This window comes from Litchfieldia stipae (assembly GCF_014837155.1).
Taxonomy (GTDB): domain Bacteria; phylum Bacillota; class Bacilli; order Bacillales; family Bacillaceae_L; genus Litchfieldia.
Genome location: NZ_JACYHA010000015.1, coordinates 50,451 through 63,732, shown reverse-complemented (window position 1 = coordinate 63,732; position 13,282 = coordinate 50,451). Strand labels below are relative to the sequence as shown.

The window sequence follows — 13,282 nt, the reverse complement described above, 5'->3', positions numbered from 1 at the left end:
TGGGTTCAAACAAACAATAAAAAAACAGATGTCCTATAAGTAAAGTGTCAGGCACTTTTAGGACATCTGTTTTTATAAGGCAAACTTATTTAAGACTTTGGAGAGATCAATTCGATCTCCAATTGTCGTAGGTTCAGGCTTTGCTAAATATCGTTTATCATTCTCAACTAGTTTAAAAATATTGTAGGTTGTAAGGGCATCATCTAGGGCACAATGATGTTTTCCTGTGCCTTCTTTTCCATACTCCTGCACAGCCTTCCATAACCCTGTTTGATTTTGATCTCCAAAAAAACGCTTATACTCCATTGATAAGTCAACCTTTTTCCCTTTGAATGGGAATGGTATATTGTGTTTTGCACAATTCGCCCTTAATACCTTCATATCCATATTACCCCAAGTAACAATCGTACTATCCTTGTTTGTGTCAGCTTCATCTAATAATTTGACCAGGTCAGCGAAGGATATGCCTTGATCAACCTGAGCTTGTGAGATTCCTAAAAAAGATTTGCATCTTGAAGTTAATACTGGAAAATGGCTTGGTTTTACATAAGAGGAATACGTTTGTTTGATGGATTTATTACTAACAGAAACAAGTCCAACCTCAATGATTTCTGGGAAAAACCCCTGAGGAGTCATCTTATTTTCAGGCATTGAAAATTCAAAATCGATAAACAGATATTGGTTATACTCTGCCATTCGTTCTTCCCCCTTCCTAGAAATACGAACCATATATCTAAGAGCTACGAACATTATTAGTAACTATCATTATACCATGAGAGACACCATAATTTGTATCTTTTTTCAGAATATATAAAAAACCAAATGGTCATTTTTGTTAAAAATCATGAAAAGTCTTTCATAAACCGAAATAATATTTTATACTATTTAGAGAGGCGAAATAATAATTAACAAGAAGGTGTAAGTATCAAGAATCGAAATTTGTTCATTATGTGGTTTGCCAATTTTTTTGTTGCTGCAAGTGCGACAATGATTATGCCCTTTCTTTCACTGTATATTGAAACATTTGGAAATTATTCGGATGACTATGTACAACGCTGGGCTGGATTTGTATTTGGAATTACCTTTCTAACTGCTTTCTTGGTCTCACCTCTTTGGGGGAGATTCGGAGATAAGTACGGTTATAAGAAGATCCTACTTATGACTGGCTTCGGTATTGCCACCAGTATTTTTCTTATGGGATATGTGTCGTCTGTCTCTCAGTTGTTTTTCTTACGTTTATTTATGGGAGCTGTGACGGGATTTATTCCTACTTCTTTGGCATTAATTTCAGCACAAACTCCAAAGGAATCTGCTGGAAAAGTCTTAGGAACCTTGCAAATGGGGACTGTGTCAGGTGGCTTATTAGGCCCATTAATTGGTGGGGCAATGGCTGATGCTGTTGGATTTCAGTATACGTTCTTTATCACCTCTACCATCATTTCATTAGCGACATTGCTCGTTTTATTTGGAGTAAAAGAAGTTCGTAAACAAGCAACTGAAAAAACTAAAAAATTCACACGAAAAGAAGTACTTTCTCATATCTTTCATCAACCCGTTTTATTATCGGTCATGTTCATCTCATTAATCGTTCAAGCTGCAAACTTCAGTATTCAACCTTTATTAGCGTTATATGTTAGTGAGTTAACTGGGGCAGCAAATATTGCATTTTTAGCCGGATTAGCCTTTTCTGCAACTGGATTTGGAAACATGCTAGCAACTCGACAATGGGGAAAGCTCGGTGACAAGATTGGTCATGAACGGGTCATCTTCATCTTATTAATCTTAGCAGGGATTCTATTTATTCCTCAAGCATTTGCACACTCATTATGGCAATTGGTGATTTTCCGTTTTCTATTTGGAATCTCTATAGGGGGACTGATTCCTTGTATGACTGCTTACATTAGGCAGGTCGCACCTTTATCTGTTCAAGGTGAGGTGTTAGGGTATAATGTCAGCTTCCGCTATTTAGGAAATGTGATTGGACCAACGATGGGTGGAATCTTAAGTGGTTTTTTTGGGATATCAACCGTGTTTTTAATTACGAGCTGTCTATTTTTCATCAGCGCAACGATTATCTGGTTTAGTATTCACCGTTCAACAGAGAGGGTCAATATTCATGTAGATGCACAAAAGGGATGACGAGGAGTCATCTCTTTTTATTGGTTTTTGTTTGAATGTTATTTATACTTTCTATATAAAAGGCTGTTTTCGTATAAATTATTGCTTTTAAAGTCGCAGCCTGAATACACTCCGCGTCCTGTGGAGTGAGCGGTGATCCTCCTGGTCGCTGGCTCCTGTGGGGGCTCACTTGGCTCACGCATCCTACGGGAGTCTTGAGCGTATTCAGTCTGCTAGAATTATATCTTTTAATAATGTACAGCTAAAAACAACAAACTTTGGGAAAACAGCCATATAAAAAGATAAAAGGACAACTATATATGAAAAAATATGCTTATCTTATGATTTTCTTCTTCCTTATTGCTTGTTCTAATGATGCCCCTTCTACAAAAGAGGAAATCACTATTTCCGCTGCCGCAAGTTTGACAAACGCATTGCTAGAGGCAAAAAAAGAGTTCGAACTTATTCATGATTCTGTTGAAGTTCATGTTAATGTTGGTTCATCTGGTACACAACAGAAGCAAATTGAACAAGGAGCACCCGTTGATTTGTTTTTATCAGCATCAAGCTTGAACTTCCATCAGCTATTAGATGAAGGATTGATTGAACAAAGCTCAGTTATCGCATTATTAACCAATTCAATTGTTTTAGTGAAAAATAAAGATTCTGAGCTAGCGATAACCGATTTTTCTGACGTGACAAACGACTCAGTTAAGACGATTGCCCTTGGGATTCCCGAAACGGTTCCTGTTGGTCAATACTCAAAGGAGCTTTTCCTCACATTAGGGATTTGGGATTCGATCCAACCCAAAATCATACTAGCTAAGGATGTGCGTCAGGTCCTTACTTATGTAGAAACAGGAAATGTAGATGCTGGAATCGTCTATTCCTCTGATGCACTCACCTCTGAAAAAATAGAGGTCATGGCAAATGCAGAGAAATCCCTCCATTCCCCTATCATTTATGAAATGGGAATCGTGAAATCTAGTCATAAAAAAGAACTAGCCGCACAATTTGCTGACTTCTTACAAAGCGAAAAAGCCCTCTCCATCTTTAGAAAATATGGATTTACCCCTTTAAAAGAGTAAAAGACACAAGGATCTTCCATCCTCGTGTCTTCATTCTCTAACGATCAACTCGAATATATTCTCTAGACATAAATGCAGGGAATATCCTATACCTACCACTCTCATTAATCATATAACCATCATCAGTCTGTTGTACTTGATATTCACTTTCATCGTCATGATCTAAATAATATTCTCGTTTTGTCTGTTCATTCAATAACCATGCTCCAACGAAAAGTAGCACGAATATTGAAATGCCTACAAATGCTTTCTTAAACAAACTAATCACCTACTTGGTATTTAGTTTTTTTATAAAGCAGAGAAAATATACCTAAAAACAGAAATAAAAAAAATTTTTTGTGAAAATATACGCGTTTCTACATATTTAATAACTTTGATAAAATTGGTAGATACTATAAGATAGCATGCATGCAAGAAATAAACCTATGGTATATAATAAGTTTTGCTACCATTAGGTTACTATTCACTTAGTGCATCAAAAACAAACAAAAAAATGAATTTTTATACTTTAAAAATACAAGGGGGTTATACTTTTGTCATTGTTACACTGGGCCATTTTATCACCATTTATAATGGCTTTATTTGTACCACTTTTCTATAAGAAGTTTCGAAGTATACATACTGGCTGGTTTGTCCTAATCCTGCCAATCCTACTATTCATTTATTTCTTCCAGTTCATAGGTGATACCATGAATGGTAGAAATATCATTGAATCAGTTGGATGGATTCCATCGATTGGGATTAACTTTGTCGCTTATGTAGATGGCTTGGGGCTATTATTTGCACTATTAATTACAGGTATCGGTTCCCTCGTTATTCTATATTCCATTTACTACTTGTCAAAAGACAAAGAAGCCATTCATAACTTCTATGTGTACCTACTCATGTTCATGGGTGCGATGCTGGGTGTTGTTCTATCAGATAATGTACTTGTTCTATATACGTTCTGGGAACTAACGAGCTTGTCATCATTCCTACTAATTGGATATTGGTATCAACGTGAAAAATCACGATATGGTGCACAGAAATCGATGTTAATTACTGTGTTTGGCGGATTATCCATGCTTGCAGGTTTTATCTTACTGTCAATTATGACGAATACGTTTAGTATCCGCGAAATGATTTCACAAGTAGCAACACTTCCTGAACATACGCTATTCATTCCAGCAATGTTACTAATTCTACTTGGAGCATTTACTAAATCTGCACAATTCCCATTCCACATTTGGTTACCAGATGCAATGGAAGCTCCTACACCTGTTAGTGCATACTTGCACTCTGCAACAATGGTTAAGGCTGGGATTTATCTTGTAGCAAGATTAAGTCCTATATTTGCAGGCTCAGCAGAATGGTTTTGGATTGTATCAACGGTCGGGATTATCACCCTATTCTGGGGTTCATTCACTGCTGTTAAGCAAACCGATTTAAAGGCAATATTAGCCTTCTCAACAATCAGTCAGCTCGGGATGATCATGTCCTTACTTGGACTTGGATCAGCTGCACTGCATTACGATCACTTAGACAAAAATATCTATATGGCAGCAACTGTAGCAGCGGTATTCCATTTGATTAACCATGCTACCTTTAAAGGAAGCTTGTTTATGGTTGTCGGAATTGTTGACCATGAAACAGGGACAAGAGATATACGAAAGCTTGGCGGACTAATGGGTATCATGCCGATTACGTTCACACTCGCTGTTATCGGATCATTTGCAATGGCTGGAATCCCACCATTCAACGGATTCTTGAGTAAGGAAATGTTCTTCACTGGAGTTGTGAATGCAGCTTCACTTGATATTTTCAATATGCAAACATGGGGTGCATTGTTCCCAATCATTGCTTGGATTGCAAGTATTTTTACGTTTATCTACAGTATGATTCTTGTATTCAAGACATTTACTGGAAAATATCAACCTGAGAAATTAGACGTTAAACCACATGAAGCACCAATTGGTATGCTTATTCCACCAATTATCTTGGCTTCACTCGTCATTATTTTCGGTCCATTTGCAAATATTCTATCTCAATCAATTATTGAACCGGCAATGGCCGCGATTCAGCCAAGTCTTTTAGGTGAGAATGGGTCATATCATGTTCATATCTATTATTGGCATGGTTGGAACACTGAATTATTTATGACGATAGGTGTTATTGCAATTGGAACTCTTCTATTTATTAGTCTTTTAAAATGGTCCAAGGTATATGACTTGTTTCCAAAGAGACTTACACTTAACAATTTGTATGATGGAGGGCTAGTTGCATTAGAGCGTTCATCATTTAAAATCAACAAGTTTTATATGACTGGTTTTATTCGCGACTATTTAGTGATGATCTTTGCCTTCATGATTGTGTTGCTAATGAGTGCGTTATTTGTAAAGGATGCATTCGCATTTACAACAACAAACAGTGCACCGATTGGTATATATGAAGTGGTTCTAACGCTTGTATTGTTAGCAGGGACCATTACTATTCTGTTTGCAAAATCAAGATTAACATCGATCATCTCTCTAGGTGTTGTTGGGTACAGTGTATCCTTATTCTTTGTATTATTTAGAGCACCTGATTTAGCACTTACACAATTAATAGTTGAAACAGTATCAGTAGCCCTGTTCTTGCTTTGCTTCTATCACTTACCAGAGCTACAGATTAAACCGAAATCACTGAAATTCCGTTTACCAAACCTAATTATTTCTTTAGGTGTTGGTACGCTAGTTACGCTACTTGCTCTTTCTGCAAATGGCTCAAAACTATTTGAATCGATTTCAAGTTATTTTGTTGAAGCAAGTTACAAAGAAGCTGGTGGTAAGAATATGGTTAACGTAATCCTTGTTGATTTCCGTGGCTTTGATACTCTATTTGAAATTGCTGTACTTGGAATCGCCGCACTTGGAATCTTTGCGATGATTCGTTTACGTCTGACAAGGGGGAAAGAAGGATGAAGACAAACGACTTAATTCTACAAACCATCACGAAAATAGCGATATTCATCATTCTTGCTTTCTCTCTTCACCTCTTCTTTGCGGGACATTATACTCCTGGTGGAGGATTTATAGGAGGTTTGATGACTGCTGCGGCACTAGTGTTGCTGCTATTAGCCTTTGATGCAAAAACAGTTAAAAAAATCTTTCCGTTTGATTTTATCAAGGTGGCAGCACTTGGGTTATTGATTGCTGTATTAACCGGAATGGGAGCATTTCTATTTGATGTTCCATTCTTAACCCATACCTTCGGATATTTCGATATCCCAATATTAGGTCATACAGGGCTTGCTACTGCCGTTCTATTTGATATTGGTGTATATCTTGTGGTTATTGGTGTAACGATGACCATTATTCAAACGATCGGGGAGGATGAATAATGGAAATTTTAATGTCTTTTGTTATCGGAATCTTATTTACAGCTGCAACCTATTTAATACTATCAAAAAGCTTATTACGTATCATTATTGGCACGGGACTACTAAGTCATGGAGCACACTTATTACTTCTGACAATGGGTGGATTAAAACGCGGAGCTGCACCACTACTAGGTGAGGAAGCCCCAACGTATTCTGATCCATTACCACAGGCTTTAATCTTAACAGCTATTGTTATTAGCTTTGGAGTAACCTCCTTCTTTTTAGTTCTTGCCTATCGTTCTTACAAGGAGCTTGGAACGGACAACATGGATAATTTGAGGGGAAATGATCGTCATGAATAATTTTGTCATTCTACCAATACTTATCCCGCTTGTCACAGGGATTGTGCTCATATTTTTCAAAAATAATATTCCCTTGCAAAAGTGGATAAGTGTTATTGCATCAGTCGCAACTATTGTAGTCTCTGCCATTTTAGTACAATCTGTATTCACTGGTGGAATCCAGACACTTCAAATCGGTAACTGGAATCCACCTTATGGGATTGTCTTAGTAGCTGATATGCTTGCAGCACTTTTAGTGTTAACAGCAAGTATCGTTAGTCTAGCTACTCTCTTGTTTGCCTTTAGAACTATTGGGGAGCCACGTGAAAGATTTTATTTCTACCCAGTTGTTCAATTTTTAATGGTCGGTGTGTTTGGAGCATTTATGACTGGAGACTTGTTCAATCTATTTGTATTCTTTGAAGTTATGCTTATGTCTTCCTATGTCTTAATCGTGCTTGGAGGAACAAAAGTTCAGTTAAGAGAATCGATTAAGTACATTCTTGTGAATATCATTTCTTCTGCATTATTCGTTGCAGCAGTTGCTTTACTTTACGGAGTGGCCGGAACGTTAAACATGGCTGATTTATCACAGAAGATCAGTGAATCTGGCCAAACTGGACTTCTCACTGTCATTGCTGTTATGTTCTTAATTGTCTTTGGGTTAAAAGGAGCTATTTTCCCATTATTCTTCTGGTTACCAGGCTCATATCAAGCACCACCGACAGCTATAACTGCTCTATTCGGTGCTCTTTTAACAAAGGTTGGGGTATATTCAATCACGAGAGTGTTTACACTTATTTTCCATCATGATACAGCCTTTACACATACAATCATCTCTGTGTTAGCTGCGTTAACGATAGTTGTTGGTGTCATCGGTGCGGTTGCATATTGGGACGTGAAGAAAATTATCATCTACAACATTATGACTGCTGTCGGCGTGATTTTAATTGGGGTAGCGACAATGTCAACTACTTCTCTTGCTGGGTCAATCTTCTATGTTGTTCACGATATGATTGTAAAAGGTGCTCTCTTCTTCCTTGTTGGTGCAATGGCTATCCTGTCTGGCACATTTGATTTAAAGAAGATGGGTGGATTAATTAAGAATCATCCAGTCTTAGGTTGGTTGTTTTTCATTGCTGTTGTGACAATCGCTGGTATTCCACCTTTAAGTGGATTTGTTGGGAAGCTACTGATTGTTCAAGGTAGTCTTGAAAATGGGGATTACATTTTAGCAGGTGTTGTTTTACTTTCAAGTTTACTTGTTTTGTATTCTGTTATGAAAATATTCATGAACGGATTTTGGGGAGAAACAAAACTAAGTATACAAGAGGAAAAAGGAACGACCAAAGGCCTTATCTTACCAACCGCTCTCCTTCTCTCACTATCAATTGCGCTCGGTTTAGGTGCAGAATGGTTCTTACCATACTTCAATGAAGCTGCTGAAACATTGATGAACCCTTCTATCTATATCGATGCAGTTTTAAAGGAGTAGATACTATGGCATTACAATTATTACTAAATATATTCCTAGCGTTCACCTGGATGTTTCTAGGAAATTCATTTACTGTCGGCTCCCTATTCGGAGGATATTTGGCTGGTTTGCTCATGATTTTTATGATGAGACGTTTTTTCCCACAACGTTTTTATTTATTAAATGTGATTGCAGCTATTAAGCTTGTCTTGCTATTTATCAAAGAGTTAATCCTATCAAATATTGAGATTTTCAAAATCATTTTAAGACCTAAATTAGATATGACTCCTGGGATTTTCGCATTGCCTACTGATTTAGAAAAGGATTGGGAAATTACTATGCTCGCAAATCTAATTACACTTACACCAGGAACACTCGTGCTAGATATATCTGATGATCGAAAAACCTTATATATCCATGCGATGGATTTGCAGAGCGTTGAGGAATCGATTGAAGGAATAAAGAATTCGTTTGAAAAAGCAATTAAGGAGGTGAGCCGATAATGATTAATGTACTCTTAAATATTGGTTTACTACTCTTATCGTTATCGACTCTGGGCTTTGTCTATCGTGTGATTAAAGGCCCGACGACTCCTGATCGCGTTGTTGCTCTAGATGCCATTGGAATTAACTTAATTGGTATGACTGCAATTACTTGTGTTGTACTAAGAACACAGGCCTTTTTGGAAGTCATCTTATTACTGGGTATCTTAGCTTTCATTGGTACTGTCGCCTTTTCAAAGTTTTTAGAGAAGGGAGTTATCATTGAGAATGAAAGAGAATCTTGAAATCATTTTTGCTGCTGTCATTGTGCTTGGAGCATTTGTAAATCTCGTTGGTGCGATTGGTGTAATTCGTCTACCCGATATTTATACAAGAAACCACGCTGCATCTAAAGGAGCAACATTAGGTACCTTACTTATTCTTACTGCTGCTTTTCTATTCTTCTGGGTTGAGGACGGACATATGAATGCGAGATTGGTTCTTGGAATCATCTTTGTCTTTGTCACTGCGCCAGTTGCTGGTCATTTAATTAGTCGAGCTGCCTATAATTCCGGAGTACCACTTTGGGAAAAAAGCGGTCAGGATGCGTTAAAGGCAAAGAAACAAAAAGCTCAAAGTAAATAGACATACAAAAAAACCGCCGATTGGCGGTTTTTTGTTAGATTGTTTGAAGAAAGTCTATGAACGCAGTTTTGCCTTGTTCAGTTCGTTTGTAGACACCACAATGTTCAAGGATTTCAGAGAACACTAGTCCAACTTCCTGCTTAAGAATTTCATCAATCGTTGATTCATTTATCTCACTGTACTTTTCTTTGATCGCCATTGCCCACTCTAAATGCTTCTCAATGTCTTCATTCTTCTTGATTTCTTCCTGGAATTGATCGTGGAGCATTAATTCTCCAAGGTGCTGTAATTCGTCCTTAAGTCTCCCTGGAAGAACTGCAAGCCCCATGACCTCAATTAAACCGATATTCTCTTTCTTAATATGGTGAACCTCTGCATGAGGATGGAATATTCCTAGTGGATGCTCATCATTTGTTCGGTTATTTCTAAGAACTAAATCAATCTCAAATAGTGAATTTCTCCTTCTTGCGATTGGTGTAATCGTGTTATGAGGGACATCACCTGTCATTGCATGAATCCCAACACTTTCATCACTATAGCCTCTCCACTTAGTTAAGATCTTCTCAGCTAACTCACTAAGCTCGTGTCTGTCTTCACCTTGTAATCGAATCACAGACATTGGCCATTTAACAATACCCGCTTTTATACTTGGATGATCCTTAAATGTGAATTCAGTTTCAATCTCAGCCTTTGCCATAGGAAAATCGTGATGACCACCTTGGTAATGATCATGACTTAAGATTGACCCACCAACAATCGGTAAGTCAGCATTTGACCCTAGGAAATAATGAGGCATTTGCTCAACAAATTCCAACAGAATATCGAATGTTCTTTTCGAAATTTTCATCGGTAAATGCTCACCTAAAAATACGATGGCATGCTCATTGTAATACACATAAGGTGAGAATTGTAGATACCATGCTTCTTTCCCTAATTCAACGGGAATCGTTCGTAAATTCTGTCTTGCTGGGTGATTGATTCGGCCAGCATAACCTACGTTCTCTTTACATAATAAGCAGCTAGGATAAGTTGATTGACTTGCATTCTTTGCATTTGCAATCGCAATCGGATCCTTCTCAGGCTTAGATAAATTAACGGTGATTTCAATATCTCCATACTCGGTTGGTGAGAACCAATGGTCATTTTTCGCGATTCGATCCATTCGAATATAATGACTTTCCTGAGATAATTTATATAAATACTTAGTTGCCTTTACTGGTCCCTCTTTTTCATATAAGGATGCAAAGGTACGATTTACAACAGAAGGCTTGGGCAAGAAACAGCCCATAATCTTTGTATCTAATAAATCACGATAAGTTACCGTGTTAGCTTCTAGCTTCCCATTTTCCGCAGCCCAATCTAGAATGGAATCAAGGAAGGGAGCTGGTGTATCAGTCTCAACTTCTGGTAGATCTTCTACGACATCCTTCCATTCTTCAATCTCTAGTATTTCTAGGATTTGATTTCTTGTGAAAATCATATCCTCTTGTTCGATTAATCCCTTTTTAACCCCAAATAAGAGAAGTTGCTGTATGTTTTCATAAATATGATTCATCATAATTCAGTCCCTCTTCCCGAACGTTTTTTATTTATCTCCATATCCTTCGGGGTGATTTTGGTGCCATTTCCATGCAGTCTCAATTATTTCTTCTAATGTGTCATGCTTAGGCTTCCACCCAAGCTTAGCAAGTGCTTTTTCTGATGAAGCAACAAGCATTGCTGGGTCACCTGCTCTACGTGGAGCAATTGTTGCTTTAATTTCTTTTCCTGTCACTTTTCTTGCCATATCAATTACTTCTTTAACAGAGAAACCATTACCATTCCCTAAGTTATAGATATCACTTTCTCCACCTGCACGTAATTTTTCAATCGCTAAGATATGCGCAGCGACTAAGTCACTTACATGGATATAATCACGGATACATGTGCCATCTGGAGTTTGGTAATCATCACCAAAAATCTTGATATCCTCTCTCTGACCTAATGCAACCTGAAGGATAATTGGAATAAGGTGAGATTCTGGCTGATGATCTTCTCCAATATCCTCTACAGTATGAGCTCCAGCTACATTGAAATATCTAAGGATGGTGTATTTAATTCCATATGCTTGCTCTGCCCATTTCAACATTTTCTCGATTGCTAGCTTCGTTTCACCATATGGATTCGTTGGAATCGTTGGATCACTTTCAACAATTGGAATTGAGTTTGGTTCACCATACGTTGCTGCAGTTGAAGAAAAGACGATACGTTCAACCTTATGCTTCACCATCGCTTTCAGTAAGCAAAGTGCCCCATTAACGTTGTTATCATAATATTTTAGCGGATCAACAACACTTTCTCCTACTAATGAATCTGCTGCAAAATGCATGATCGAATCAATGCTATGCTTTGTAAAAACCTCATCAAGAAATGCAAGGTCACGCAAATCACCAATTTCAAGTGTTGCACCGTTTAATACAGCATTTTTATGACCTGTTTGAAGGTTATCAACGACAACTACTTCCTCACCTTTTGCTACTAAATCTGCCACTGCATGACTTCCGATATAACCTGCTCCACCACATACTAAAACAGCCATGTTTTATTCCCTCCACTTTTTAAGATAATGTAATTTCTGAAGCTCCGTTTCCTACACTTACAATATAGAAGTCAGCTTGAAGTCCTGTTCTTTCACTGTACGTCTTGCCAACATTCTCAATGAAGCGTTCAACAGCGCTATTCTCAACAATACTCACTGTACAACCACCAAAGCCGGCTCCTGTCATTCTAGAACCAATGACTCCTTCTTCATTCCATGCTGATTCAACTAATGCATCTAATTCTGTTCCTGTTACTTCATAAAGGTCTCTTAATGAGATATGTGATTGGTTCATTAACTCACCAAACCCTTTGATATTACCTTGCTTTAATGAAACAACGGCATTCTTTGTACGCTCATTTTCATAGACGGCATGCTCTGCACGTTTACGGTCAATTTCATTCTTAATAAGATCCTTGTTCTTCTCAAATTCAGTAATTGTTAAATCACCTAATGAAGAGATTGCTAGCTCAGTTTGAAGGTCAGCAAGAGCACGTTCACACTCTGAGCGACGTTCATTGTATTTAGAATCAGCAAGTCCGCGTCGCTTGTTTGTATTCGCAATAACAAGTGTTGCTTCACCAAGTTCTACTGGACTGTACTCATACTTTAATGTATCACAATCTAACAGGATTGCGTGATTTGTTTTCCCCATACCGATCGCAAATTGGTCCATAATCCCACAACTTACGCCGATATATTCATTTTCAGCTTTTTGACTGTACTTGACCATATCTACCATTTCCACACCAAGGTCAAACAATGTGTTTAGCATAACAGATGTTGCTAATTCAATTGAAGCTGATGATGATAACCCTGCACCGTTTGGAATATTCCCGAAAAATAATACGTCAAATCCATTTTCAATTTCCAACCCTTGATCTTTGAAAATCTTTAATACTCCCTTAGGATAGTTGGCCCAGTCATGTTTTTCATTATAAGCAAGATCCTCTAGATCCACTTCGATTACACCAATTTCTTCAAAATTTGTAGAATACAATCTTACCTTTGTATCTTCTCTTCGTCTTGCAATCACATAAGTACCTACGCTTAACGCACATGGGAATACATGACCACCATTATAGTCAGTATGCTCACCTATTAAGTTAACTCTTCCTGGCGCAAAGAATGCTTTTACATTCTCATGACCACCAAATATTTTTATGAAATCGCTTTTAAGTTGTTGTAACATCATTTTTCCTCCTTCATGTATATGCTT

General features: G+C 37.6%; 14 protein-coding genes. 9 read left to right on the top strand and 5 right to left on the bottom strand.

All coding sequences use genetic code 11. The features are described from left to right. Positions 1-72 precede the first annotated feature (72 nt). Positions 73-696 carry a 3'-5' exonuclease KapD gene (kapD, locus tag F7888_RS16335; protein ID WP_191781247.1) on the bottom strand — a complete coding sequence of 208 codons (624 nt, stop codon included), beginning with the start codon at positions 694-696 and terminating at the stop codon, positions 73-75. A gap of 252 nt (positions 697-948) precedes the next feature. On the opposite strand from kapD, the gene F7888_RS16330 reads away from it, so the two are divergent. Further along, positions 949-2,139, top strand: a complete 1,191-nt coding sequence (locus F7888_RS16330) for an MFS transporter (RefSeq protein WP_191781346.1) — start codon at positions 949-951, stop codon at positions 2,137-2,139. 299 nt (positions 2,140-2,438) lie between these two features. Then, a complete protein-coding gene (modA, locus tag F7888_RS16325; protein WP_191781246.1) occupies positions 2,439-3,206 on the top strand; it encodes a molybdate ABC transporter substrate-binding protein in 768 nt (255 codons plus the stop codon). Positions 3,207-3,243: 37 nt separating this feature from the next. Here modA and F7888_RS16320 read toward each other — a convergent pair whose 3' ends face one another. After that, positions 3,244-3,465: a hypothetical protein gene (locus F7888_RS16320; protein WP_191781244.1), complete on the bottom strand. Its 222-nt coding sequence runs from the start codon at positions 3,463-3,465 to the stop codon at positions 3,244-3,246. Positions 3,466-3,739: 274 nt separating this feature from the next. Between F7888_RS16320 and F7888_RS16315 the strand changes: the two genes are divergently transcribed. Genes F7888_RS16315 through mnhG form a run of 7 tightly spaced genes read left to right on the top strand, consistent with a single transcriptional unit; the run spans position 3,740 to position 9,485 of the window. After that, entirely contained in the window at positions 3,740-6,145 is a 2,406-nt protein-coding gene (locus F7888_RS16315; RefSeq protein ID WP_191781242.1) for a Na+/H+ antiporter subunit A, read from the top strand. Next, positions 6,142-6,564, top strand: a complete 423-nt coding sequence (locus tag F7888_RS16310; protein WP_191781240.1) for a Na(+)/H(+) antiporter subunit B — start codon at positions 6,142-6,144, stop codon at positions 6,562-6,564. The genes F7888_RS16315 and F7888_RS16310 overlap by 4 nt, the downstream gene beginning before the upstream one ends. Continuing rightward, on the top strand, positions 6,564-6,905 hold the full coding sequence (locus F7888_RS16305; RefSeq protein WP_191781238.1) for a Na(+)/H(+) antiporter subunit C: 342 nt from the start codon (positions 6,564-6,566) through the stop codon (positions 6,903-6,905). Before F7888_RS16310 ends, F7888_RS16305 begins: the two co-directional genes overlap by 1 nt. Beyond that, positions 6,898-8,379: a Na+/H+ antiporter subunit D gene (locus F7888_RS16300; protein ID WP_191781236.1), complete on the top strand. Its 1,482-nt coding sequence runs from the start codon at positions 6,898-6,900 to the stop codon at positions 8,377-8,379. The genes F7888_RS16305 and F7888_RS16300 overlap by 8 nt, the downstream gene beginning before the upstream one ends. Positions 8,380-8,384: 5 nt before the next feature. Beyond that, positions 8,385-8,861: a Na+/H+ antiporter subunit E gene (locus tag F7888_RS16295; protein WP_191781234.1), complete on the top strand. Its 477-nt coding sequence runs from the start codon at positions 8,385-8,387 to the stop codon at positions 8,859-8,861. Next, on the top strand, positions 8,861-9,145 hold the full coding sequence (locus F7888_RS16290; protein ID WP_191781232.1) for a Na(+)/H(+) antiporter subunit F1: 285 nt from the start codon (positions 8,861-8,863) through the stop codon (positions 9,143-9,145). Before F7888_RS16295 ends, F7888_RS16290 begins: the two co-directional genes overlap by 1 nt. Beyond that, positions 9,129-9,485, top strand: coding sequence for a monovalent cation/H(+) antiporter subunit G (gene mnhG / locus F7888_RS16285; RefSeq protein WP_191781230.1), 357 nt, complete (start codon positions 9,129-9,131; stop codon positions 9,483-9,485). The genes F7888_RS16290 and mnhG overlap by 17 nt, the downstream gene beginning before the upstream one ends. A 34-nt stretch (positions 9,486-9,519) precedes the next feature. Here the strand turns inward: mnhG and galT are convergent, their stop codons facing one another. Genes galT through F7888_RS16270 form a run of 3 tightly spaced genes read right to left on the bottom strand, consistent with a single transcriptional unit; the run spans position 9,520 to position 13,255 of the window. Further along, positions 9,520-11,043 carry a UDP-glucose--hexose-1-phosphate uridylyltransferase gene (gene galT, locus F7888_RS16280; protein WP_191781228.1) on the bottom strand — a complete coding sequence of 508 codons (1,524 nt, stop codon included), beginning with the start codon at positions 11,041-11,043 and terminating at the stop codon, positions 9,520-9,522. A 27-nt stretch (positions 11,044-11,070) separates the two neighbouring features. After that, positions 11,071-12,063: a UDP-glucose 4-epimerase GalE gene (galE, locus tag F7888_RS16275; protein WP_191781226.1), complete on the bottom strand. Its 993-nt coding sequence runs from the start codon at positions 12,061-12,063 to the stop codon at positions 11,071-11,073. 19 nt (positions 12,064-12,082) lie between these two features. After that, entirely contained in the window at positions 12,083-13,255 is a 1,173-nt protein-coding gene (locus F7888_RS16270; RefSeq protein ID WP_191781224.1) for a galactokinase, read from the bottom strand. Positions 13,256-13,282: the final 27 nt, after the last annotated feature.